This is a genomic window from Leclercia adecarboxylata, from assembly GCF_006171285.1.
In the GTDB taxonomy this organism is placed as follows: Bacteria; Pseudomonadota; Gammaproteobacteria; order Enterobacterales; family Enterobacteriaceae; genus Enterobacter; species Enterobacter barmai.
Window position 1 is genome coordinate 3,886,583 of the sequence record NZ_CP040889.1, and the last position, 21,477, is coordinate 3,908,059.

At 56.9% G+C, this 21,477-nt stretch carries 27 protein-coding genes; 12 read left to right on the plus strand and 15 right to left on the minus strand.

Annotated features, from left to right (window positions below; all coding sequences use genetic code 11):
- Positions 1 to 105 precede the first annotated feature (105 nt).
- Positions 106 to 333: a YceK/YidQ family lipoprotein gene (locus tag FHN83_RS20250; RefSeq protein ID WP_039032334.1), complete on the plus strand. Its 228-nt coding sequence runs from the start codon at positions 106 to 108 to the stop codon at positions 331 to 333.
- Here the strand turns inward: FHN83_RS20250 and FHN83_RS20255 are convergent, their stop codons facing one another.
- The 3 genes from FHN83_RS20255 to FHN83_RS20265 form a co-directional block, all read right to left on the minus strand.
- Positions 334 to 708, minus strand: coding sequence for a MysB family protein (locus tag FHN83_RS20255; RefSeq protein WP_039032335.1), 375 nt, complete (start codon positions 706 to 708; stop codon positions 334 to 336).
- Positions 709 to 806: 98 nt separating this feature from the next.
- Complete coding sequence (gene mdtG / locus FHN83_RS20260; protein ID WP_039032346.1) at positions 807 to 2,057, minus strand: multidrug efflux MFS transporter MdtG; 1,251 nt, start codon at positions 2,055 to 2,057, stop codon at positions 807 to 809.
- A 145-nt stretch (positions 2,058 to 2,202) separates the two neighbouring features.
- Complete coding sequence (locus FHN83_RS20265) at positions 2,203 to 3,129, minus strand: Kdo(2)-lipid IV(A) acyltransferase (RefSeq protein WP_139564749.1); 927 nt, start codon at positions 3,127 to 3,129, stop codon at positions 2,203 to 2,205.
- Positions 3,130 to 3,350: 221 nt separating this feature from the next.
- On the opposite strand from FHN83_RS20265, the gene FHN83_RS20270 reads away from it, so the two are divergent.
- Entirely contained in the window at positions 3,351 to 4,400 is a 1,050-nt protein-coding gene (locus tag FHN83_RS20270) for a rhodanese-related sulfurtransferase (RefSeq protein WP_039032337.1), read from the plus strand.
- A 39-nt stretch (positions 4,401 to 4,439) separates the two neighbouring features.
- Here the strand turns inward: FHN83_RS20270 and FHN83_RS20275 are convergent, their stop codons facing one another.
- The 9 genes from FHN83_RS20275 to mdtH form a co-directional block, all read right to left on the minus strand.
- On the minus strand, positions 4,440 to 5,015 hold the full coding sequence (locus FHN83_RS20275) for a YceI family protein (protein ID WP_039032338.1): 576 nt from the start codon (positions 5,013 to 5,015) through the stop codon (positions 4,440 to 4,442).
- Between the two features lies 1 nt (position 5,016).
- Positions 5,017 to 5,583: a cytochrome b gene (locus FHN83_RS20280; RefSeq protein WP_039032339.1), complete on the minus strand. Its 567-nt coding sequence runs from the start codon at positions 5,581 to 5,583 to the stop codon at positions 5,017 to 5,019.
- Between the two features lie 260 nt (positions 5,584 to 5,843).
- Entirely contained in the window at positions 5,844 to 5,957 is a 114-nt protein-coding gene (locus tag FHN83_RS20285) for a DUF2770 family protein (RefSeq protein WP_072036751.1), read from the minus strand.
- A 56-nt stretch (positions 5,958 to 6,013) separates the two neighbouring features.
- Positions 6,014 to 7,132 carry an N-methyl-L-tryptophan oxidase gene (solA, locus tag FHN83_RS20290; RefSeq protein WP_139564750.1) on the minus strand — a complete coding sequence of 373 codons (1,119 nt, stop codon included), beginning with the start codon at positions 7,130 to 7,132 and terminating at the stop codon, positions 6,014 to 6,016.
- 116 nt (positions 7,133 to 7,248) lie between these two features.
- Positions 7,249 to 7,503 carry a biofilm formation regulator BssS gene (gene bssS, locus FHN83_RS20295; RefSeq protein WP_039032340.1) on the minus strand — a complete coding sequence of 85 codons (255 nt, stop codon included), beginning with the start codon at positions 7,501 to 7,503 and terminating at the stop codon, positions 7,249 to 7,251.
- Between the two features lie 272 nt (positions 7,504 to 7,775).
- Positions 7,776 to 8,021 (minus strand): DNA damage-inducible protein I, encoded by a 246-nt coding sequence (gene dinI / locus FHN83_RS20300; protein ID WP_138368624.1) that lies wholly within the window; start codon positions 8,019 to 8,021, stop codon positions 7,776 to 7,778.
- Positions 8,022 to 8,095: 74 nt separating this feature from the next.
- Positions 8,096 to 9,142, minus strand: coding sequence for a dihydroorotase (gene pyrC, locus FHN83_RS20305; protein WP_139564751.1), 1,047 nt, complete (start codon positions 9,140 to 9,142; stop codon positions 8,096 to 8,098).
- A 109-nt stretch (positions 9,143 to 9,251) separates the two neighbouring features.
- On the minus strand, positions 9,252 to 9,812 hold the full coding sequence (locus FHN83_RS20310) for a lipoprotein (protein WP_139564752.1): 561 nt from the start codon (positions 9,810 to 9,812) through the stop codon (positions 9,252 to 9,254).
- 122 nt (positions 9,813 to 9,934) lie between these two features.
- Complete coding sequence (gene mdtH, locus FHN83_RS20315; protein WP_139564753.1) at positions 9,935 to 11,143, minus strand: multidrug efflux MFS transporter MdtH; 1,209 nt, start codon at positions 11,141 to 11,143, stop codon at positions 9,935 to 9,937.
- 358 nt (positions 11,144 to 11,501) lie between these two features.
- On the opposite strand from mdtH, the gene rimJ reads away from it, so the two are divergent.
- From rimJ to murJ, 4 genes are all read left to right on the plus strand, one after another.
- Positions 11,502 to 12,086, plus strand: coding sequence for a ribosomal protein S5-alanine N-acetyltransferase (rimJ, locus tag FHN83_RS20320; RefSeq protein WP_039028904.1), 585 nt, complete (start codon positions 11,502 to 11,504; stop codon positions 12,084 to 12,086).
- A 9-nt stretch (positions 12,087 to 12,095) separates the two neighbouring features.
- Positions 12,096 to 12,746, plus strand: coding sequence for a YceH family protein (locus FHN83_RS20325; protein WP_139564754.1), 651 nt, complete (start codon positions 12,096 to 12,098; stop codon positions 12,744 to 12,746).
- A gap of 2 nt (positions 12,747 to 12,748) precedes the next feature.
- The gene (locus FHN83_RS20330) at positions 12,749 to 13,672 is read left to right on the plus strand and encodes a Gfo/Idh/MocA family protein (protein WP_139564755.1); all 924 of its coding nucleotides are present in this window, start codon (positions 12,749 to 12,751) and stop codon (positions 13,670 to 13,672) included.
- 152 nt (positions 13,673 to 13,824) lie between these two features.
- Positions 13,825 to 15,360: a murein biosynthesis integral membrane protein MurJ gene (gene murJ / locus FHN83_RS20335; RefSeq protein WP_039028907.1), complete on the plus strand. Its 1,536-nt coding sequence runs from the start codon at positions 13,825 to 13,827 to the stop codon at positions 15,358 to 15,360.
- A 48-nt stretch (positions 15,361 to 15,408) separates the two neighbouring features.
- On the opposite strand, the gene flgN is transcribed toward murJ, so the two are convergent.
- From flgN to flgA, 3 genes are all read right to left on the minus strand, one after another.
- On the minus strand, positions 15,409 to 15,831 hold the full coding sequence (flgN, locus tag FHN83_RS20340; RefSeq protein WP_039028908.1) for a flagella biosynthesis chaperone FlgN: 423 nt from the start codon (positions 15,829 to 15,831) through the stop codon (positions 15,409 to 15,411).
- 7 nt (positions 15,832 to 15,838) lie between these two features.
- Positions 15,839 to 16,126: a flagellar biosynthesis anti-sigma factor FlgM gene (gene flgM, locus FHN83_RS20345; RefSeq protein ID WP_039028909.1), complete on the minus strand. Its 288-nt coding sequence runs from the start codon at positions 16,124 to 16,126 to the stop codon at positions 15,839 to 15,841.
- 93 nt (positions 16,127 to 16,219) lie between these two features.
- Positions 16,220 to 16,876, minus strand: coding sequence for a flagellar basal body P-ring formation chaperone FlgA (gene flgA / locus FHN83_RS20350; protein ID WP_139564756.1), 657 nt, complete (start codon positions 16,874 to 16,876; stop codon positions 16,220 to 16,222).
- Positions 16,877 to 17,036: 160 nt separating this feature from the next.
- Here flgA and flgB point away from each other — a divergent pair, with 160 nt between their 5' ends.
- Genes flgB through flgG form a run of 6 tightly spaced genes read left to right on the plus strand, consistent with a single transcriptional unit; the run spans position 17,037 to position 21,453 of the window.
- Positions 17,037 to 17,453, plus strand: a complete 417-nt coding sequence (gene flgB, locus FHN83_RS20355) for a flagellar basal body rod protein FlgB (RefSeq protein WP_039028911.1) — start codon at positions 17,037 to 17,039, stop codon at positions 17,451 to 17,453.
- A gap of 2 nt (positions 17,454 to 17,455) precedes the next feature.
- A complete protein-coding gene (gene flgC, locus FHN83_RS20360; RefSeq protein ID WP_039028912.1) occupies positions 17,456 to 17,860 on the plus strand; it encodes a flagellar basal body rod protein FlgC in 405 nt (134 codons plus the stop codon).
- An 11-nt stretch (positions 17,861 to 17,871) separates the two neighbouring features.
- Positions 17,872 to 18,576, plus strand: a complete 705-nt coding sequence (flgD, locus tag FHN83_RS20365) for a flagellar hook assembly protein FlgD (RefSeq protein WP_039028913.1) — start codon at positions 17,872 to 17,874, stop codon at positions 18,574 to 18,576.
- A gap of 26 nt (positions 18,577 to 18,602) precedes the next feature.
- A complete protein-coding gene (flgE, locus tag FHN83_RS20370) occupies positions 18,603 to 19,883 on the plus strand; it encodes a flagellar hook protein FlgE (RefSeq protein ID WP_039028914.1) in 1,281 nt (426 codons plus the stop codon).
- 20 nt (positions 19,884 to 19,903) lie between these two features.
- Positions 19,904 to 20,659 carry a flagellar basal body rod protein FlgF gene (locus tag FHN83_RS20375; RefSeq protein WP_039028915.1) on the plus strand — a complete coding sequence of 252 codons (756 nt, stop codon included), beginning with the start codon at positions 19,904 to 19,906 and terminating at the stop codon, positions 20,657 to 20,659.
- Between the two features lie 11 nt (positions 20,660 to 20,670).
- Entirely contained in the window at positions 20,671 to 21,453 is a 783-nt protein-coding gene (gene flgG, locus FHN83_RS20380; RefSeq protein ID WP_039028916.1) for a flagellar basal-body rod protein FlgG, read from the plus strand.
- Positions 21,454 to 21,477: the final 24 nt, after the last annotated feature.

The following is a 21,477-nucleotide window of genomic DNA, read 5'->3' on the forward strand; positions in this document are numbered from 1 at the left end:
TGCGCTTACCCGGCCTACAGGTTTTGTAGGCCCGTGCAAGCGTAGCGCCACCCGGCAAATAAATACCGGCTCCAGGGCCGGTATTTTTATCTTTTGAGGTACGGGATGAGATTTTTCATCGTCATCACAATGGCGTTATTACTGAGCGGCTGCGGCAGCATTATCAGCCGGGCGGTCCCGGGACAGGGGCACGGCAATCAATATTACCCGGGCGTGCAATGGGATGTCCGCGACTCCGCATGGCGCTACCTGACGATACTGGATCTGCCGTTCTCGCTGGTCTTTGATACGTTACTGCTGCCCATCGACGCTCAGCATGGGCCCTATGAATAATTAACGCTCGTCCCACTCATCCGCTGCGGTTTGACCCTCTTCGGTATCCAGCGGCGGCTCGAGCTGAAATTCACCCTCATCCCATTCGTGCAGGGTGTTTTCTTCCAGCCACTCCTGACGCAGCTCAATCTCGTCATAATCGCCATCAAACACCGCCTGAGCCGCTTCGCCGCTCAGTACGGGCAGGCATTCGCCATCTTCACCGTCATCGGCAAAAAATTCGGCCTGCCACATAATGTCCCCATCCTGCATGACATATTTTTGAATATTGAGTTGTTCAATATTCGCGTCATCTTCCTCAATGCCTGGATTATCGGCGAGAAACTCTTCGCGCGCGGCATCAATCGCTTCCTCTAAAGTGGCAAACATAGTCATCGGCGTCTCCCTGTGAATTGACGTGGTATTCAGGGAAAGAATAGCTGATTCTCCATAATTGCAAGTATGAAAGCGGCAAAAGCCGTCACGAGGTTGTCTTATTCGGACAATGAGACCTTATCTGACTCAGAAATAACCGCTGGCCGACGCACCGCCCGCGACAAACTGAACCACGAGTAAACCGCGTTAAACATCACCACGCAGGCGGTGACGATAAACACCGCGCGAAAACCGTAGCTGGCGGCTATACCCGCCCCGAGTAGAGGGCCGGTGACGTTGCCGATATCGCGGAATGACTGGTTATAGCTGAAGATGCGCCCGGCAATCTGGTTGGTGGAGTTATAGACCAGCAGGGTCTGCACCGCAGGCAGCAGGGCACCATCGGCTGCACCGAGTAAAAAGCGCAGCACGCCCAGCTGCCACGGCGATTGCACAAAGGACATCGGAATAAGCAGCAGGACGGAGATCACCAGAGCGACAATCAGGATCCTTTCCGGACCAATCCGATCCCCCAGTTTCCCCAGACGCGGAGCGCTGATCAGGGCCGCCACGCCGGGCACCGAGGCAATCATGCCGCTGATAAAGGCGATATTGCCGACGTGTCCGGCCAGATCGCGCACGTACAGCGTCAGGATTGGCGCGATAGAGCCGGTAGCCACCTGAATAATCATGGTGGTGACAAACAGGCTGATGACCAGCCGGGGGTTCTTCAGCGAGGCGAAGACCTGGCGGGCGTGAAGCATCTCTTTTTTCGGCACCGGGGTGAAATTTTCCCGGATACAGAACCATGTCAGCAGGAAGCAGGCAAACAGCACGCCTGCGGTAATGAAGAAGACCGGGCGCAGGCCGTAGCTGTCCGCCAGTAAACCGCCCGCCAGCGGGCCGAGCAGGGCGCCGCTTACCGCGCCGGTGGAGAGGGTTCCCAGCGCCCAGCCGCTTTTATGGCGGGGGATTTGCGTGGCGATAAGCGCGTTGGCATTGGGCACAAAGCCGCCCAGCAGCCCCAGCACCGCGCGTAAAATCAGAAACTGCCAGATATTTTGCGCCATCCCCATCAGCAGCATGATGATGGCCATCCCCAGCGCCGAGCGCAGCAGCATAATTTTACGGCCTTTGCGGTCGGCCAGTCCGCCCCAGAAGGGTGACGCGATGGCGGAGAAGAGAAAGGTGATGCTGAACACCAGCCCGGACCACATGTTGAGCGCGCTGTGGCCGCTGACGCCGAGCTGCTCGACGTAGAGGGGCAGGAAAGGCATCACCAGGCTAAAGGCGGCACCCGTGAGAAAGCAGCCCAGCCAGGCAACCGTAAGGTTCCGCTTCCAGTTTATTGGCGTTTCTGAGGGAGACATAGCTATCCGCGTTATGATGCGCAGCGGCATCATTATAAAAGAGGGTAATAAGCCTGCTAATTATGCGCCTGGGTGATGATTGCTGCAATGGCGGAGAGCATTATAAGCTCAAGAGAGGCTGCGGCCGGGGAGGCCGCAGGGGGAATTAGTAGCGGGAAGGGACGCCTTCCGGGCGGGTTTTAAAGCGGCGATGCAGCCACATGTACTGTTCCGGGGCCAGCAGAATGCATTTTTCCACCACCTCATTCATCCACGCCGCCGTGGTTCTGGCATCGTCCAGCGGCGGAGCGCACTCCGGTTCCAGCATCATCAGCTCATAACCTTTGCCGTCGGATTTACGGCGCGGCACGAACGGCACAATGGCCGCATTCGACAGACGGGCCAGGGTCCAGGTGCCGGTGGTGGTGGCCGCCTCGTCTACCGCAAAGAAGGGCACAAAGACGCTGGCGGTTGGGCCGTAGTCATGGTCGGGCGCGTACCAGATCACTTCCCCGGACTTCAGGGCGCGGATCATCCCCTTGAGATCTTTACGATCGATCATGCTCTTGTTGGAGCGCATCCGGCCCCAGGTTTGCAGCCAGTCGATCACCGGATTATCGTTCGGACGGTAAACCCCAATGCCGGGTGCCTGCATGCCAAACATCCGCGCGCCGATCTCCAGCGTCAGAAAATGGACGCCAATCAGCAGCACGCCGGTTTTATTTTCCTGCAGATTGTGTACCGGATCCATGCCGGTGCCGGTCACTTCCGACCAGCGCGCCATGCGCTTATCAGACCAGAACCAGGCCATCCCTGTCTCCATCAGTCCCATGCCGACGGATTCGAAATTTTTCACCACCATGTCGTGGCGCTCCTGCTCGCTCATCTCCGGGAAGCAGAGTTCCAGATTGCGGCGGGCAATGCGGGCGCGGCGTGACATAAAGCGCATCGCCAGTCGACCCAGGCCGCAGCCAATGCGGTAGATCAGCGGGTAGGGCAGTTGCACCAGTAACCACAATAAACCGATGCCAGCCCAGGTCAGCCAGTAACGAGGATGTAATAGTGCAATGGAAAATTTAGGTAGTTGAGTCATGTCGTTCCTGTTTTTGATACGTCCTGTTGTCCTAGTGTCGCATTTTTCCATTCATAACCAAAACGCATGCCAGTGGATTGGCCATTTTTACAGCAGATGTTATTTCCCGGATAATTTAACCTGTGAAATGTAGCGCAAAATGAAGGGATGTAAATTGCCAATGTTTGCTATATCATGCCGACCGATTTTCATTCTCACTACGATTGCAGGAACCGTACACCATGCCAGTGTTACACAACCTCATTTCGAACGAAGAGCTGAAAGCGCGCATGTTGGCTGAAACCGAGCCGCGCACGACGATCTCGTTCTATAAATATTTCACCATCGTTAATCCGCAGGCAACTCGCGACGCACTGTATAAAGCCTTAACCGCGATGAACGTATTTGGCCGTATCTATCTGGCCCATGAAGGTATCAACGCCCAAATCAGCGTGCCTGAAAGCAAGGTCGATGAACTGCGCACCTTCCTGTACGGTTTCGATCCGGCGCTGGACGGCCTGCGCCTGAACATCGCTCTGGACGATGATGGTAAATCCTTCTGGGTGCTGCGTCTGAAAGTGCGCGAGCGCATTGTGGCGGACGGCATTGACGACCCGACCTTTGACGCCAGCGACGTGGGTGATTACCTGAAAGCGGCGGAAGTGAACGCCATGCTGGACGATCCCGACACGGTGTTTATCGATATGCGTAACCACTACGAATATGAAGTGGGCCATTTTGAAAACGCGCTTGAGATCCCGGCGGACACTTTCCGTGAACAACTGCCGAAAGCCGTCGAGATGATGCAGGAGCACAAGGACAAGAAAATTGTCATGTACTGCACCGGCGGGATCCGCTGCGAAAAAGCCAGCGCATTTATGAAGCACAACGGCTTTAACAAAGTCTGGCATATCGAGGGCGGGATCATCGAGTATGCCCGTCGCGCGCGCGAGCAGGGGCTGCCGGTGCGTTTTATCGGCAAGAACTTTGTCTTTGACGAGCGCATGGGCGAGCGTATCTCTGATGATGTGATTGCCCATTGCCACCAGTGCGGCACACCGTGCGACAGCCATACCAACTGCAAAAATGACGGTTGTCATCTGCTGTTTATTCAGTGTCCGGCCTGTGCGGAGAAGTTTAACGGCTGCTGTAGCGAGCTGTGCAGCGAGGAGAGCGTGTTGCCTGAAGAGGAGCAGCGCCGCCGTCGTGCCGGGCGCGAGAATGGCAATAAGATCTTCAATAAGTCGCGTGGTCGTCTGAACACCCGTCTCGGCATTCCTGACCCGGAATGATCCTGAAACCTTGCCCGGTCCTGTGACCGGGCGAGGGCATTACTTCTGCTGAACCCCTTCCACCGAAATGATCAGCTCAACGTCCTGCGATGCCGGGCCCAGATCGGTAGTGATATTGAAGTCTTTCAGGTGAATTTTGCCTGATGCTTCAAACCCTGCGCGCTTGCCGCCCCACGGATCGTCACCCTGGCCAATCAGTTTTGCATCCAGCGTTACCGGCTTCGTCACGCCGTTCAGCGTCAGGTTGCCGGTAATATCCAGACCGTCGCCATCCTTTTTCACTTCCGTTGAGGTGAAGGTTGCCTGCGGGTATTTCGCTACGTTGAGGAAATCCGCGCTGCGCAGGTGCTTGTCGCGCTCGGCGTGGTTGGTATCGAGGCTGTTGGTGTTCAGGGTCACATTGACCTTATCGTTCGCTGGGTTGCTCTCATCGAAGGTGAAGGAGCCATCGAAATCCTTGAAGGTGCCGTACAGCCAGCTGTAACCCAGATGCTGAATACGGAAGTTCACAAAGGCGTGCTGGCCTTGTTTATCAATTTTGTAGTCCGCTGCCACGGCGGTACCGGTGGTGAACAGCAGAGACGCTAAGGTTAATCCCAGCAGGCTTTTCTTCATTTTATGCTCCAGAGTCAGGTGACGCTTTGCCCAACATACGTGTCAGGGTGGCATCTTTGTCGATAAAGTGATGTTTCATGGCGGCAAGACCATGCAGTACGGAAAGGATCACCACGCCCCATGCCAGCCACAAATGCACGGTGCCGGCCAGATCGGCCTGTGCGCCGGCATCGGCCAGCAGGGCGGGCACGTCAAACAGGCCAAAGACGCTGATCGGTTTGCCGTCGGCGGTAGAAATCAAATACCCGCTGATCAGAATGGCGAACAAGATTGCGTACAGCGCGATATGGGCGGCGGCGGCGCTGAGACGCGTGAGGCGCGACTGGCTCTTCAGCGCCGGAGGAACAGGGGAGAAACGGCGCCACAGCAGTCGCACCACCAGCGCCAGCATCAGCATAAACCCGATGCTTTTATGCAGCTCCGGTGCCTGGTGATACCAGCCGTCGTAATAGCTGAGGGTCACCATCCAGAGGCCCAGGCCAAACATGCCATAAACCGCAATAGCCATCAGCCAGTGCAAACTCATGGAAATAACGCCATAGCGTGTGGGGGAATTACGCACCTGCATTGTGAGTACCGTTATTAATTATCAAGCGCTAAAAATGGCGTGGGGGAAACATTAATGCAAATGATATTTACAGATATTTATTATTAATTTTATTCGTTCAGTTATTTTGAAATAAAATTGACGTTTATAGTCAATGTGGTTGTTAATGGCTAGTGGTTTTGGCTGATTTTGGCGGGTTGTGACGATTTTATGATGTTCAAATAATTTATTGTGAAATTGTAGTTATTTGAAGAAGTGTCAATTTTTGTCAGTATTTTTCATCAGAAAAATACAATGTAGAGAATATCCAGCAGTGCCAGCAGCGACCACAGCAAAATATAGAGCATCAGATGCTCGCGAATATTATTGACCAGATAATTAACGATACGACGCATGAAGATACCGATGAGAGGATGAATGAAAGGCTTCGGAAACCCGAAGCCTGACAGCATTATCGGCTAAAGCGCGACAGGGAGAAAGGCGTGAGATCAAACGGCGGGTCGATCTGCAAAGAGAATTGCGCGGCAATCTCACCCAGCACGCTGGCAAATTTGAAACCGTGTCCGCTCAGACCGGTGATCAGCAGCGTGTTGTCATGGCCTGGCAGGGTATCAATGATGAAATCTTCATCCGGGGTGTTGTCGTAGGTGCAGGCTGCGCCGTGCAGCAGGCCGCCGATGCCGGGAAGGACGTTACGCAGGAATTTAAAGGCTTCTGAGCCATCGCCTGGGTAAGCGCCAAACGGCTTGCGCTCTTCCGGCGAGTTGATGACCTGGCCGCCGTTGTGTTTGCCAATCTTCAGGGCATCTTTTTCGGACGGGAAGCCGTAAAACTGATCGCCATCTGGCAGTTCGCCGGTAAAAGCAGGGAAGTGATTCTGATGACTGTAACGTCCGTCGGCCTGGAACCAGGAGAAGACTTTGCGCACCGGCTGCACCGGGAGACCCGGCACCAGACGCGAAACCCAGGTCCCCGCGCTCACCAGCAGGCGATTTGCGCTGTACGGGCCTTCCGGCGTTTCGACGGTGACGCCGTCGTCATGGTGGGTAATGGCGGTCACCGGGCAGTTAAACAGCTGGGCGCAACCGGCCTCTTTCGCCAGCGCAATCCAGGTTTTAATCGCCAGTTCGCTGCGCAGTACGCCCGATTCGGCTTCAAACAGGCCGATGTAATCCTCGGGGACGTTAATCTCAGGCCAGCGCTTCATGATGGCTGCGGCGTCCAGGCGCTCGAGATTGAGGCTGAACTGACGGGCGCTTTGCTCCACGGTGGCCAGAAACTGTGAATCCGACGGCCCGAGGTTGACCACGCCCGTGCGTTCAAAGACCGGCTCACCGCTGATTTGCGCCAGTTCATCCCACAGCGCCTGCGCGCGTAAAACCAGCGGCACATAGCGCTCACCTTCACCGTACGCGTGGCGCATCAGACGGGTATCACCGTGATGGCTGCCTTCGGTGTGGGGCGGCATATGAGCATCGATCATCAGCACATTCTGGCCTGCCCGGGTTGCGTAATAACCTGCCGCTGCACCGACAGATCCGCTGCCAATAATAATAAGGTCGTATTTCATGGGGATCTCTTTACGCGTTTCGTTGGTTAGCAGGGTAATTAAGACAGGGCGGTTATACAAGGGAGAAATAAGTGAGGCACCGTCAGGTGCCTTTGGGGTGAGATTCAGACATTATACTAATGTCGCTTATACTCATTTTCCTGGTAGTCACTGGATTCTATTTTTGCAATACCGGCTTCTAAAATAGAAATAAACTGGCGTGCGACGTCTGTGGTTAACCACAGGGTCTGCCCAACTTCCGCTTCTTCGGTGTCAGGGTGATTTGGGGTCTGGTAATGCAAACGCAGCATCAGTGCGTCGTAGCTATCTACAGTGCTGATATCCCAGCCTACAAGTGGATGTGTCTGGATGACTTCATTATTCTTTTCCATCATAACCCCCTGAATACGTGTTAAAAAGACAACGACTGTGAGGTTCAATGCGTGTTTTTCTGAAGCAATTTCAGTATATCAATAAATAAGGCTTCTGAAGGGAAAAAGAAACAGGGAGCACCACTTTTTTATCGCTTTTAGGATTGTTTGAACATTAAAACATCACCTTGCTGATGATTTTTGATGGACTCAAACAGATTATTTGCGCCTGGCTTGATCAGACGAAAAAAAGCCGGGGCGACCCGGCAAAAAAACACAATGAAGGAGAAAATTTAATCGGTAATAAACCAGTCGTCAGCGCTCTCCCAGGTTTCCTGTAAAATTTCGCTAATGCGCTCTTTATCTTCTTTTGCGCCACCGATTACCGACAGATTGTTTGACCCCGCATAACGCACGGTGACAGCACCATCGCGTTCGGGAAAGGAGTGATTTATACGGCGGGAGAGTTCACCCGCCAGCGCGTCCAGCGCACCGGCAGGTAAAGCAGTTGTTCTGGCAATGGTCACTTCGATACGCATAGTTGCCCCCTGTGTAATATACTGTTTATTTATACAGTTATATTGTTGAACTTACAACAGGGGACAAACAATTTTTAACGCTTCACCGTCCACTGAACGGTTTCGCCCGCGAGGAACGGGATCAGCGTGTCGTCGGTCAGGGCGATCGACTCCACCACGCTGCTCTCTTCGCGCACCAGTTCAACGAAGGTTTCGTTCACCGGCAGACCGTAGAAGAGCGGCCCGTTCAGGGAACAGAACGCCTCGAAGTGCTGCAGGGCGTTCATCTCGTCGAACACCTGGGCGTAGCTGGCAAGGGCCGTCGGAGCGTTAAAGCAGCCTGCACAGCCACAGCTGGCCTCTTTGCGATGACGGGCGTGCGGCGCGGAATCGGTGCCGAGGAAAGCGCGCTCAAAGCCGCTAGCGACCAGCTCACGCAGGGCCTGCTGGTGAATGTTGCGTTTGAGGATCGGCAGGCAGTACAGGTGAGGGCGCACGCCGCCCACCAGCATGTGGTTACGGTTGAACATCAGGTGCTGCGGGGTGATGGTGGCAGCCAGAAGCTCATTGCCATCGCGCACGTATTCCGCCGCGTCTTTGGTGGTGATATGTTCGAACACCACTTTCAGCCCCGGCAGGCGCTGGCGCAGTGGCTCCATCACGGTTTCAATAAAACGCGCTTCGCGGTCGAAAATGTCGATCTCGGCATGGGTCACTTCGCCGTGCACCAGCAGCGGCATGCCCAGTTTTTCCATGCGCTCCAGCACCGGCATAATCGCATCAGTGCTGGTGACACCGTGGCTGGAGTTGGTGGTGGCGTTGGCCGGATAGAGCTTGGCGGCGGTAAAGACCCCTTCGTTAAAGCCGCGTTCAATCTCATTAGGATCGAGCGTGTCGGTAAGATAACAGGTCATCAGCGGGGTAAAATCGTGACCGGCAGGCACGGCATCAAGAATGCGCTGGCGATAGGCAATCGCCGCGTCGACCGTGGTGACTGGCGGCACCAGGTTTGGCATGACAATCGCGCGGCCATAAATTTCACTGGTATACGGCACGACGGTTTTCAGCATATCGCCATCGCGAAGATGGATATGCCAGTCGTCTGGGCGGCGGATTTTCAAAACCTGGGATTGTACAGTCATGGATAGGCTCCGGCTGGGTGAGATGATTTTTGCCGGACACAAAGAATAGAGGGAAACGTTTTCGTTTGCACTCTTTTCTGTAAAAAAAGGCGCCGGAGCGCCTCAGAGGTTAATCGACGAAGGGGATAATAATCTCACCCGGCTTCACTTCGATGCCTTTCGCGTATTTTTTCGCCAGCGCTTCACCCTTGCTGTTATCTTCTTTCAGGATGTAAGCGGGCTGGCGATTAAAGTAGTTCTGCAGGGACTGGTTCAGGTACGGCATCAGCGTCTGCAGAACCGGTTTCATCTTGTCCGGTGACACGACGGCGTCGGCGATCTCCATCTGCTGCAGATAGATAGCGCCCTGTTCTTTATTGAAGACCGGCAGCGCTTTTAACTTCAGCTTGATATTGGCTTTCTGGCTGCCGAACAGCGAGGTCATGTCCAGGCTGGCATCGCCGGAGAGCATCACTTTATTCGGCTCTTCACGCCCAATCTGGCTGGTAAGATTGGTCAGGACGATATGCGCATCGGCCACGCCCGGAACGCCAATATCTTTCGCAAAGTTATTGCGCTTCTGCAGGGCCTGGTTGATCTCCTGCTCACTGACGGTGTACTGGGTAAGCTGATTACAACCAACCAGCAGGCCGCTGACGATCAACGCAGTGGCAATAACAAATTTTTTCATGGTTTTCCTCGACATGATGTCAGCGCTTCAATCCTGACGCGCAAGTATGTCAGGGGACAGCCAGCCAGACCAGCAGAAAAAACTGATAACGGCGAAGAACAGGAATAGTGCCTGAGACTCGGTCAGGCACCGGGCTCCAGCATACCGGGGGCTGTGCGTCTATGGCTGAACTGCCAGCCCAGCGCGAAGAAGGTAATCACCCCAATCAGGGCCAGCATCACCCACGGCAGTTCAGGCTGGTTGAAGGCCTTCCCGGCGTCGAATAGCCAGCCGCCGCCGGCATAGCCCAGCGCGCCGCCAATCGCCAGCCCGAGACGGCTAAAGCCCATATAGCTGCCCCGCGCACGGGCGTCCGCCAGCTGCGCGCTCAGGGTTTCGCGGGCGGGCTCAGCAATGATTGAGCCGATGTAGAAGGTGCAGATCAGGATAAACAGCTGCTGCAGCGAGCCCACCATCCCGACAGGCAACATGCTCAGGGACATGATCAGCAGCCCCGCCATCAGGCGGTGCTCAAGGCGGAAGCGTTTTTCGCTCCAGCGGGCGATAGGGTAGAGCAGGGTGAGGGAAAGGCAGGCCTCAATGGCGTACATCCACTTTACCGCCGCCGGAGAACCAGCGATATCGTTGACCATGATCGGCAGCATCAGCATCACCTGCACCGCCAGCATGTAATAGCCCGCCAGCGTCAGGACGTAGGTGATAAAGCGTTTGTCGCGCCAGACGCGGTCGAGCCCTTCCCGCACCGGCGCTTTGACGGTGGAGAGTTTCCACGCGGGCAGCAGCCAGGCATTGAACGCCGCGCAGAGGATAAACAGCACCGCGCCGGTGGCGCAGACCAGGCGGAAATCATACTGCAGCAGCCAGCTTCCCAGCAGCGCACCCACCACCGCACCGGCGCTGTCCTGCATCATCAGCAGCGAGAAAAAGCGCCCGCGATGCTGAGGGCGGATCAGTTTGACCACTAACGCCGTACGCGGCGGGTCGAACAGGGTGCCGCCAAGCCCTGAGACGATACAGGAGACCCACAGCAGCCAGGGCTCGTGAGCGATCGCCATGGTGGCAAAGCCCGCCGCCCGCAGCAGCATGCCGGTAACAATCATCGGTTTAGCGCCAAAGCGGTCGGCAATCGCGCCGCCAAATACCCCCAGCCCCTGCTGAACGAACTGGCGCAAACCCAGCGCAATGCCGACCATTAATGCCGCCCAGCCCATCTGATCGACAAAGCGAATCGAAATAAGCGGAAAAACGACAAAAAAGCCGAGGACAACCAGCATGTTATCGACAAGCAGGAAATATTTACCCAGGCTCCGGGCCTGTGATATACGAGACATTTCCCCTCCAGGGAAAGATACCCGTCATACTTCAAGTTGCCGGTGCGTTGGCCTCCTCGCTCACCCCTGTCACTTACCGGAGTAAGCTCCTGGGGATTCGCTGCGTCGCCGCCTTCCTGCAACTCGAATTATTTAGGGTATCAAGATAATGAGCGCGCTAATATTCTGCGGTGTCGGCAGGTTTTTTCCCACTGCGCAGGCGACAATATTTTTTTATCAAAAGAGCACTTTGATTGAGGGTTTTCATCGAAAAATGTGAAAAGTCTTCAAAATGGTATGTCACTGTTTTCCCGAAAGGCAGCGGCGCAGGTATAGTAAAGCTAACGGGTCAAGGTTGTAACATGAAGGAGTTGTATCCATGTTTGGCTATCGCAGTAATGTGCCGAAAGTGCGCCTGACGACCGACCGGCTGGTGGTTCGCCTCGTGCATGAGCGTGATGCCTGGCGGCTGGCGGACTACTACGCTGAGAATCGTCAGTTTTTAAAACCCTGGGAACCCGTACGGGATGAGAGCCACTGCTATCCCTCCGGCTGGCAGGCCCGGCTGAGCATGATTGCCGAGTTTCACAAGCAGGGCTCGGCGTTCTATTTTGCCCTGCTGGATCCCGATGAAAAAGAGATTATCGGTATCGCCAACTTCTCTAACGTGGTGCGGGGCTCGTTTCACGCCTGCTATCTGGGCTACTCCATCGGACAAAAATGGCAGGGGCAGGGGCTGATGTTCGAGGCGCTGACCTCGGCGATCCGCTATATGCAACGTACCCAACATATGCACCGCATTATGGCCAACTATATGCCGCACAATCAGCGCAGCGGCGATCTGCTGGCGCGCCTCGGATTTGAGAAAGAGGGCTACGCCAAAGACTACCTGCTGATTGACGGCGAATGGCGCGATCATGTCCTGACGGCGCTGACAACCAAAGAGTGGAGCGCGGGGCGCTAAGGAACAGAGATGAAATATCAATTAACCGCCACAGAAGCGCGCGTCATCGGCTGCCTGCTGGAGAAGCAGGTCACCACCCCGGAACAGTATCCGCTCTCGGTGAATGCCGTCACCCTGGCCTGCAACCAGAAGACCAACCGTGAACCGGTGATGAACCTGGCCGAGCATGAGGTGCAGGATCAGCTCGATGCGCTGGTCAAACGCCACTACCTGCGCACCGTCAGCGGTTTTGGCAATCGCGTGACCAAATATGAACAGCGTTTTTGCAACTCCGAGTTTGGTGCCCTGAAGTTGAGCGCCGCCGAAGTGGCGATCGTCGCGACCCTGCTGCTGCGGGGCGCCCAGACGCCGGGTGAGCTGCGCACCCGCGCCGCGCGCATGCATGAGTTCGCCGATATGCAGGAAGTGGAGCAGACCCTCGAAGGGCTGGCCGCCCGGGAGGATGGCCCGTTTGTCCTGCGTCTGGCGCGCGAGCCCGGCAAGCGTGAAAGTCGCTATATGCATCTCTTCAGCGGTGAGATTGAAACCGTCGTCGCGGCGGTGGAAGCCGTGGCGCCGGCAACCGACGAAATCTTACTGGCCCGCGTGGAAGCGCTGGAAAATGAAGTTGAAGAACTTAAGCAGCGCCTCGATTCGCTGCTGGCACATCTGGGAGATTAACGGTGACAAAATTACGAGTGGGCGTGGTAGGGCTGGGCGGTATCGCCCAGAAAGCCTGGCTGCCGGTGCTGAGCGCCGCGTCAGACTGGACGTTGCAGGGCGCCTGGTCGCCGTCCCGGGATAAGGCTTTGCGGATCTGCGAGTCGGTCCGCATGCCTTACTACGAATCGTTGCAGGAGCTGGCCCGCGCCTGTGATGCGGTCTTTGTGCATACCTCCACCGCCACCCACTATCAGGTGGTCAGCGAGCTGCTGCATGCCGGGGTGCATGTCTGTGTCGATAAACCCCTGGCGGACAATCTGGCCGACGCCGAGCGGCTGATCGACCTCGCCGCGCAGAAAAAACTGACCCTGATGGTGGGCTTTAACCGTCGCTTTGCGCCGCTCTACCAGCAGCTCAAAACCCAGCTGAACGGTGCGGCATCGCTGCGGATGGACAAGCATCGCGCCGACAGCATCGGGCACAACGATCTGCGTTTTACCCTGCTCGATGACTATCTGCACGTGGTGGACACCGCCCTGTGGCTGGCGGGGGATAACGCGCAGCTGACCGGCGGTACCCTGCAAACCAATGAGCAGGGGGAGATGGTCTATGCCGAGCACCATTTCAGTACGGGCACGCTGCAGGTAACCACCTCCATGCACCGCCGGGCAGGTAGCCAGCGGGAGTGGATCCAGGCGGTAACGGACGGGGCGCTGCTGGACGTGACCGACATGCGCGAATGGCGCGAAGAGCGGGGAGCGGGCGTGGTCACGCCGGCGATACCGGGCTGGCAAAGCACTCTGGAGCAGCGCGGTTTTGTCGGCTGCGCGCGCCACTTTATCGAATGCGTGCAAAATCAGACGGTTCCTGAAACATCGGGCGAACAGGCGATCCGCGCCCAGCGCATCGTGGAGAAGCTCTGGCGCGATGCCATGAGCGAATAACCCGCTGTAACATCTGCCCATAGCAATTCGCGTTTTTACGAGTAGACTAGGCGCGTTTATTGTCTTGCAGGCCGGGTAAGCGCAGCGCCTCCCGGCGAGAATCACGCCTGCTTTGCAGGCGTTTTGCCGTCTGGTAGTGGAAATTCACGTTAATGAACCTATTAAAATCGCTGGCCGCCGTCAGCTCGATGACCATGTTTTCGCGCGTGCTGGGCTTTGCGCGCGACGCCATTGTGGCGCGGGTGTTTGGCGCAGGAATGGCGACTGACGCCTTTTTTGTTGCATTCAAACTGCCTAACCTGCTGCGCCGTATCTTTGCTGAAGGGGCGTTTTCTCAGGCTTTCGTTCCTATTCTGGCTGAGTACAAAAGCAAGCAAGGGGAAGATGCGACTAAGGTGTTTGTCTCCTACGTCTCAGGACTGCTGACCCTCGCCCTGGCGATCGTTACGGTGATCGGGATGCTGGCGGCGCCCTGGGTGATCATGGTCACCGCCCCCGGCTTTGCCGATACCGCCGACAAGTTCGCCCTGACCTCGCAGCTGCTGCGCATCACCTTTCCTTATATTCTGCTGATCTCGCTGGCGTCGCTGGTTGGGGCCATTCTCAACACCTGGAACCGCTTCTCGGTCCCGGCGTTTGCGCCGACGTTTCTGAACGTCAGCATGATCGGCTTTGCGCTCTTTGCCGCGCCGCACTTCCATCCGCCGGTCCTGGCGCTGGCCTGGGCGGTGACGGTGGGTGGGGTTCTGCAGCTGGCGTATCAGCTGCCGCACCTGAAGAAAATCGGCATGCTGGTGCTGCCGCGCATTAACCTGCGCGATGCCGGGGCGATGCGGGTGGTTAAGCAGATGGGCCCGGCGATCCTCGGCGTGTCGGTAAGCCAGATCTCGCTGATCATCAACACCATCTTTGCCTCGTTCCTCGTCTCCGGGTCGGTTTCCTGGATGTACTACGCCGACCGCCTGATGGAGTTTCCGTCCGGGGTGCTGGGTGTGGCGCTGGGGACCATTTTGCTGCCTTCGCTCTCCCGCAGTTTCGCCAGCGGCAATCATGACGAGTACTGCCGCCTGATGGACTGGGGGCTACGCCTCTGCTTCCTGCTGGCGCTGCCAAGCGCGGTGGCGCTGGGGATCCTCGCCAAACCGCTCACCGTCTCCCTGTTCCAGTACGGGAAATTTACCGCTTTTGATGCAGCGATGACCCAGCGGGCGCTGGTGGCCTATTCGGTGGGGCTGATGGGGCTGATCGTGGTGAAAGTGCTGGCCCCGGGCTTCTACTCGCGTCAGGACATCAAAACTCCGGTGAAAATCGCCATCGTGACGCTGATCATGACCCAGGTGATGAACCTGGCGTTTATCGGCCCGCTGAAGCATGCCGGTCTGTCGTTGTCCATCGGGCTCGCGGCCTGTCTCAATGCCGGACTGCTCTACTGGCAGCTGCGTAAGCAGCAAATCTTCACCCCGCAGCCGGGCTGGGCGAGCTTCCTGTTGCGTCTGGTGATTGCCGTGCTGGTGATGGCGGCGGCGCTGGTGGGGATGCTGTACGTGATGCCGGACTGGTCGCTGGGCACCATGCCGTATCGTCTGCTGCGCCTGATGGCGGTGGTCGTTGTGGGTGTGGTGGCGTACTTCGCCACCCTCGCGGTGCTGGGCTTTAAGGTTAAAGAGTTCGCCCGCCGCACGGCGTAAAAAAAGGGGAGCGCCTGTCGGTGCTCCCCTTTTTTGGCTATCGCCTGATTAAATCGAAAATTTCTTCCCGCCGGTGCGTGAGCTGGCTGTCTGGCCATCGGCGCCATACAGTCCTGTCTCCTGATGCGGCTTAAGCACCTCAAGCGCCTGCTGGTTGCGAAGGATTTGACCCTCAAGTAACCATCCGTTGTGCTGATTCAGATCGCGCAGATGCTGCGTTTTTTCAGTAATAGTTTGCCAGCGATCGACGACATCATCATTTGCACTGTGGCGCGCGGATTGCTCGCCGCGTCGCTGCTGTTCAAGGTAGTCCAGCGTGGCCAGCAAAGAGCTTTTGTCTTCTGTAATGCGCTGCAGCGCGCTGCCGTGAACATTCCCGGCAGAGAGCTGCTGTTGTTCGGCGTCCATCACCGTCTTCAGGTCGTTCAGCACGACCGTCATTTGATCCATTATTTCCGTCAGACGACTCATACGGTGATTACTCTAAGAAACTTTGCGCATCCTGGATCAGCGCATCAGCGATTTTACTGGTATCCATTTTCAGCTCGCCATTACGGATGGCGGTTTTCAGCGCTTCAACGCGTTCCATGTTGATATCGTTGCTACCAGGCTGCATCAGTTTCGCCTGGGCATCACTCAGCGTGACGCTGGTGCTGTTGGCGGTCGCCGATTTCTGCGGGCGAGTCTTTGCAGTGGCAGTGTCATTCAGCTCGCGCGGTTGTACAGGGCTAACCGGCTTCAAGGGCGATGTACGATCAATGCTCATTATGTTGTCCTCATCGAGGGTTCGCGGCGTTGGCGCCTGACATCATCATTTGTTACTTATTTATCGGCAGCCGCCGCATAATCTTTAAAAAGATTATAGGTTAATCAGAATATTCCCATCCGTATCGACGGTTCCGCTTACCACCTGGCCCGATGTCATCCTGACCCGTGCATTCTGCGCGACCGCGGCATTGTTCAGCGCCTGGCCTTCACCGTTGACGCTAAAGCCGTCGCCGCTGGCAATCACCATCACCCGCTGCCCGGCTTTGATTCGCCAGGACTGGCGCAGCATCGACAGCTGTAACGGCTGTCCTGGCACCAGATCCCGCAGCGTGACGGCATTTTGCACCTGGTTTATATCCAGAATAGCCCGCGGTGGAAGCTGATCCAGCCTGCCGCGCTTCAGCGTAACGCTGCCCGGCTGCAGGGCAGCACCCCGGGGGATGCTTTGGGACGCGACAACATAATCGCCCGTCGCCTGAACTGCAACCTGAATAAACCGTTTTTCATTGCCACATTGTGCCCTGACGCTGACGTTGCCCCACAGCTTTGTGTTGCCGGGGGCGCTGAATTCAGGCGTCTCGCAGGAGGGACGCATGTTGTCTGGCGTGCGGACCTGCACCGAAACCTCATCGCTGAATCCCGCCAGCCGCTGAGCAAAGAACGCCGTCAGTTGGGCATCGAGATCCTGTGCCTGCGAAAGGGCGCTCCACAGGAGCAGGGTTGCGGTCACACCACGTTTGAATGCCATATCGCCAGTTACCGTCGGTTTAATGATGAGCAGAATTCTACCTGTAGCGCATTGGCATCAACGCAATAAATAGCGACGCATTTTGCGCTTATTCCGTCGATGAAGGAGATGGGGTGAGATTTAAGCTATCCACTGAAATTTTGCCATCAGCGGAGGAGACATGCTCGATAAACTCGACGCCGCGCTACGTTTTCAGCAGGAAGCGCTCAACTTACGCGCCCAGCGTCAGGAGATTCTGGCCGCCAATATCGCAAACGCTGATACCCCCGGGTTTCAGGCGCGTGATATCGATTTTTCCAGTGAATTAAAGAAAGTGATGGAGCGCGGCCGGGCCGAAAATAGCGGTGTCGCCCTCGCGCTGACCTCTGCACGCCACATTCCCGCAGAGACCGTGACCACCCCGAATATCGATTTACTTTATCGCGTTCCCGATCAGCCATCCCTGGACGGCAACACCGTCGATATGGACCGCGAGCGTACGCAGTTCGCCGATAACAGCCTGAAGTACCAGATGGGACTGACCGTTCTCGGCGGGCAGATTAAAGGCATGATGAATGTACTGCAAGGAGGCAACTAATAATGGCCTTACTCAATATCTTTGATATCGCGGGTTCAGCGCTGACCGCGCAATCCAAACGTCTGAACGTGGCCGCCAGTAACATGGCGAACGCCGACAGCGTGGCCGGCCCGGACGGGCAACCCTACCGCGCCAAACAGGTTGTGTTTCAGGTGGATGCTGCACCGGGTGCACAAACCGGCGGGGTAAAAGTCGCCAGTGTGATTGAGAGCCAGGCACCGGACAAACTGGTGTACGAGCCGGGCAATCCGCTGGCTGACGCCAATGGCTACGTCAAGATGCCGAACGTGGATGTGGTCGGCGAGATGGTGAACACCATGTCAGCGTCCCGCAGCTACCAGGCCAACGTTGAAGTGCTGAACACCGTGAAGAGCATGATGCTTAAAACGCTCACTCTGGGCCAGTAAAGGAGAGATCAATGTCTATTGCCGTTAATGTAAATGACAGGTCAGCGACTACGGGTGTCTCCGGCACCACGGGCAGCAGCTCGCTGACCGGAAGCAACGCTTCCGATCTGCAAAGCAGCTTTCTGACGCTGCTGGTTGCGCAGCTGAAAAACCAGGACCCGACCAACCCGATGCAGAACAACGAACTGACCACGCAGCTTGCGCAGATCAGTACGGTGAGCGGCATCGAGAAGCTCAACACCACACTGGGTTCCATTTCCGGGCAGATCGACAGCAGCCAGTCGATGCAGGCCAGCACCCTGATTGGTCATGGCGTGATGATCCCGGGAACCACCGTTCTGGCGGGCAGCAGCACCACCGACGGCACCAGCACCACCTCCACCACGCCGTTTGGCGTTGAGCTGCAGCAGAGCGCCGACAAAGTGACCGCCACCATCACCGACAAGAACGGTGCGGTGGTTCGCACTATTGATATCGGCGAACTGAAAGCCGGTGTTCACACCTTTACCTGGGACGGCACGATGACCGATGGCAGTAGTGCGCCAAACGGTTCTTATAACGTGGCAATTTCCGCCAGCAGCGGCAGCACGCAGCTGGTGGCCCAGCCGCTGCAGTTCGCGATGGTGCAGGGCGTGATCCGCAGCAGCAGCGGTAACACGCTGGATCTCGGGACTTACGGTACAACTACGCTCGACGAAGTTCGGCAGATTATTTAAGCCTTAACCCTTATCAGGAGTAACAAATGGCCTTTTCACAAGCGGTCAGCGGCCTGAATGCTGCAGCCACTAACCTCGACGTCATTGGTAACAACATTGCCAACTCCGCGACCTATGGCTTTAAGTCCGGTAGCGCGTCGTTCGCAGACATGTTCGCCGGCTCCAAAGTGGGTCTGGGCGTAAAAGTTGCTGGTATCACCCAGGACTTCGCTGATGGTACCACCACCAACACCGGCCGTGGTCTGGATGTCGCGATCAGCCAGAACGGTTTCTTCCGTATGCTCGACAGCAACGGTTCCGTCTATTACAGCCGTAACGGCCAGTTCAGCCTGGACGAAAACCGCAACCTGGTGAACATGCAGGGTCTGCAGGTAACGGGTTATCCGGCTGGCGGCACCCCGCCAACGGTACAGACCGGCGCGAACCCGCAGCCGATCACCATTCCAAACAACCTGATGTCGGCAAAAGCGACCAGCACCGCGGCCCAGCAGATCAACCTGAACTCTACGGACAGCGTGCCGACCATTGCGTTTGACGTGACCAACGCCAACCCGGATTCGGACAGCTACAACAAGAAAGGCACCATCACCGTTTATGACAACCAGGGTAACGCCCACAACATGTATGTCTACTACGTGAAAACGGCAGACAACAAGTGGGATGTCTATTCACAGGATGGCAGCGTGGCGAACGGCAAGATCACCAAATCTGCCCAGATGAGCTTCGACAGCAACGGTAACCTGGAAGGCGTTTATAACTACACCGCCATGGGCACCACGCCGGAAACCTGGACGATGAGCGCCACGGCAAATGCCAACGCGTCTATCAACGTGACTACCGATCCGCTGAGCGGCGCGCTGCCGGTGACCTTCTCCCTGAGCTTCCTGAACTCCATGCAGCAGAACACCGGGGCGAACAACATCGTGGCCACCAACCAGAACGGCTACAAGCCGGGCGATCTGGTGAGCTATCAGATCAACGATGACGGCACCGTTGTGGGTAACTACTCCAACGAACAGAACCAGGTTCTGGGGCAGATCGTGCTGGCGAACTTCGCCAACAACGAAGGTCTGCAGTCCGAAGGTAACAACGTCTGGTCTGCCACGCAGTCCTCAGGCGTGGCGCTGCTGGGCACCGCCGGTTCCGGTAACTTCGGTACCCTGACCAACGGCGCGCTGGAAGCCTCCAACGTCGACCTGAGTAAAGAGCTGGTCAATATGATCGTCGCGCAGCGTAACTACCAGTCGAACGCGCAGACCATCAAAACCCAGGATCAGATCCTCAACACGCTGGTTAACCTCCGCTAAGTGGCTGACGGGATAGCTTAATGGATCACGCAATATATACCGCGATGGGCGCGGCCAGTCAGACGCTTAATCAGCAGGCCGTGACCGCCAGTAACCTGGCGAACGCCTCCACGCCGGGTTTTCGCGCGCAGCTGAACGCCATGCGCGCCGTCCCGGTGGAAGGGCTCTCCCTGCCAACGCGTACGCTGGTGACGGCGTCCACTCCTGGCGCCGATATGACGCCGGGGCAGATGGATTACACCTCGCGCCCGCTCGACGTGGCGCTGCAGCAGGACGGCTGGCTGGCGGTTGAGACCGCCGACGGCGGCGAAGGCTACACCCGTAACGGGAACATCCAGGTGGATTCGGTCGGGCAACTGACCATCCAGGGGCGTCCGGTTATTGGTGAAGGCGGCCCGATCACCGTGCCGGAAGGCTCGGAGATCACCATCGCGGCAGACGGTACTATCTCCGCCCTGAACCCAGGCGATCCGCCGAACACCGTGGCCCCGGTTGGCCGCCTGAAGCTGGTAAAAGCCGAAGGTTTCGAAGTGCAGCGTGGCGACGACGGCATGTTCCGTCTGACCCAGGCGGCGCAGGCTACCCGTGGCCCGACGTTGCAGGCCGACCCGAGCATTCGCGTCATGTCTGGCGTGCTGGAAGGCAGTAACGTTAAGCCGGTGGCCGCGATGACCGACATGATCGCCAGCGCACGCCGTTTTGAAATGCAGATGAAGGTGATCTCCAGCGTTGATGAAAACGCCGGTCGCGCCAACCAACTGCTGTCAATGAGTTAACAGGACTTCTTATGATCAGTTCTTTATGGATCGCGAAAACGGGTCTCGACGCGCAGCAAACCAATATGGACGTCATCGCCAACAACCTGGCGAACGTCAGCACCAACGGGTTTAAGCGCCAGCGTGCTGTTTTCGAAGATTTGCTTTATCAAACCATCCGCCAGCCAGGGGCGCAGTCGTCTGAACAGACCACGCTGCCTTCCGGCCTGCAGATCGGTACCGGTGTTCGCCCGGTGGCGACCGAGCGTCTGCACAGTCAGGGCAACCTGTCCCAGACCAACAACAGCAAAGACGTGGCGATCAAAGGCCAGGGCTTCTTCCAGGTTCAGCTCCCGGACGGCACCTCTGGCTACACCCGTGACGGTTCGTTCCAGGTGGATCAGAACGGCCAGCTGGTGACCGCAGGCGGTTTCCAGGTGCAACCGGCGATCACCATTCCGGCGAACGCCCTAAGCATCACCATCGGGCGTGACGGGATCGTGAGCGTGACCCAGCAGGGCCAGGCCGCGCCAGTGCAGGTCGGCCAGCTTAACCTGACCACCTTCATGAATGACACCGGTCTGGAAAGCATCGGTGAGAACCTGTACATCGAAACCCAGTCCTCCGGTGCGCCGAACGAGAGCACGCCGGGTCTGAACGGTTCAGGTCTGCTGTATCAGGGGTATGTGGAAACCTCAAACGTCAACGTCGCGGAAGAGCTGGTGAATATGATCCAGGTGCAACGCGCGTACGAAATTAACAGTAAAGCAGTGTCGACGACCGACCAGATGCTGCAGAAACTGACGCAACTCTAAGGTGCAGTCCGGTGCGGTTCGCGC

Excerpts from the sequence above, each read along its gene's own strand:
- FHN83_RS20250 (WP_039032334.1), top strand. The coding sequence starts at position 106 with ATGAGATTTTTCATCGTCATCACAATGGCGTTATTACTGAGCGGCTGC.
- FHN83_RS20255 (WP_039032335.1), bottom strand. The coding sequence starts at position 708 with ATGACTATGTTTGCCACTTTAGAGGAAGCGATTGATGCCGCGCGCGAA.
- mdtG (WP_039032346.1), bottom strand. The coding sequence starts at position 2,057 with ATGTCTCCCTCAGAAACGCCAATAAACTGGAAGCGGAACCTTACGGTT.
- FHN83_RS20265 (WP_139564749.1), bottom strand. The coding sequence starts at position 3,129 with ATGACTCAACTACCTAAATTTTCCATTGCACTATTACATCCTCGTTAC.
- FHN83_RS20270 (WP_039032337.1), top strand. The coding sequence starts at position 3,351 with ATGCCAGTGTTACACAACCTCATTTCGAACGAAGAGCTGAAAGCGCGC.
- FHN83_RS20275 (WP_039032338.1), bottom strand. The coding sequence starts at position 5,015 with ATGAAGAAAAGCCTGCTGGGATTAACCTTAGCGTCTCTGCTGTTCACC.
- FHN83_RS20280 (WP_039032339.1), bottom strand. The coding sequence starts at position 5,583 with ATGCAGGTGCGTAATTCCCCCACACGCTATGGCGTTATTTCCATGAGT.
- FHN83_RS20285 (WP_072036751.1), bottom strand. The coding sequence starts at position 5,957 with ATGCGTCGTATCGTTAATTATCTGGTCAATAATATTCGCGAGCATCTG.
- solA (WP_139564750.1), bottom strand. The coding sequence starts at position 7,132 with ATGAAATACGACCTTATTATTATTGGCAGCGGATCTGTCGGTGCAGCG.
- bssS (WP_039032340.1), bottom strand. The coding sequence starts at position 7,503 with ATGGAAAAGAATAATGAAGTCATCCAGACACATCCACTTGTAGGCTGG.
- dinI (WP_138368624.1), bottom strand. The coding sequence starts at position 8,021 with ATGCGTATCGAAGTGACCATTGCCAGAACAACTGCTTTACCTGCCGGT.
- pyrC (WP_139564751.1), bottom strand. The coding sequence starts at position 9,142 with ATGACTGTACAATCCCAGGTTTTGAAAATCCGCCGCCCAGACGACTGG.
- FHN83_RS20310 (WP_139564752.1), bottom strand. The coding sequence starts at position 9,812 with ATGAAAAAATTTGTTATTGCCACTGCGTTGATCGTCAGCGGCCTGCTG.
- mdtH (WP_139564753.1), bottom strand. The coding sequence starts at position 11,143 with ATGTCTCGTATATCACAGGCCCGGAGCCTGGGTAAATATTTCCTGCTT.
- rimJ (WP_039028904.1), top strand. The coding sequence starts at position 11,502 with ATGTTTGGCTATCGCAGTAATGTGCCGAAAGTGCGCCTGACGACCGAC.
- FHN83_RS20325 (WP_139564754.1), top strand. The coding sequence starts at position 12,096 with ATGAAATATCAATTAACCGCCACAGAAGCGCGCGTCATCGGCTGCCTG.
- murJ (WP_039028907.1), top strand. The coding sequence starts at position 13,825 with ATGAACCTATTAAAATCGCTGGCCGCCGTCAGCTCGATGACCATGTTT.
- flgN (WP_039028908.1), bottom strand. The coding sequence starts at position 15,831 with ATGAGTCGTCTGACGGAAATAATGGATCAAATGACGGTCGTGCTGAAC.
- flgM (WP_039028909.1), bottom strand. The coding sequence starts at position 16,126 with ATGAGCATTGATCGTACATCGCCCTTGAAGCCGGTTAGCCCTGTACAA.
- flgA (WP_139564756.1), bottom strand. The coding sequence starts at position 16,876 with ATGGCATTCAAACGTGGTGTGACCGCAACCCTGCTCCTGTGGAGCGCC.
- flgB (WP_039028911.1), top strand. The coding sequence starts at position 17,037 with ATGCTCGATAAACTCGACGCCGCGCTACGTTTTCAGCAGGAAGCGCTC.
- flgC (WP_039028912.1), top strand. The coding sequence starts at position 17,456 with ATGGCCTTACTCAATATCTTTGATATCGCGGGTTCAGCGCTGACCGCG.
- flgD (WP_039028913.1), top strand. The coding sequence starts at position 17,872 with ATGTCTATTGCCGTTAATGTAAATGACAGGTCAGCGACTACGGGTGTC.
- flgE (WP_039028914.1), top strand. The coding sequence starts at position 18,603 with ATGGCCTTTTCACAAGCGGTCAGCGGCCTGAATGCTGCAGCCACTAAC.
- FHN83_RS20375 (WP_039028915.1), top strand. The coding sequence starts at position 19,904 with ATGGATCACGCAATATATACCGCGATGGGCGCGGCCAGTCAGACGCTT.
- flgG (WP_039028916.1), top strand. The coding sequence starts at position 20,671 with ATGATCAGTTCTTTATGGATCGCGAAAACGGGTCTCGACGCGCAGCAA.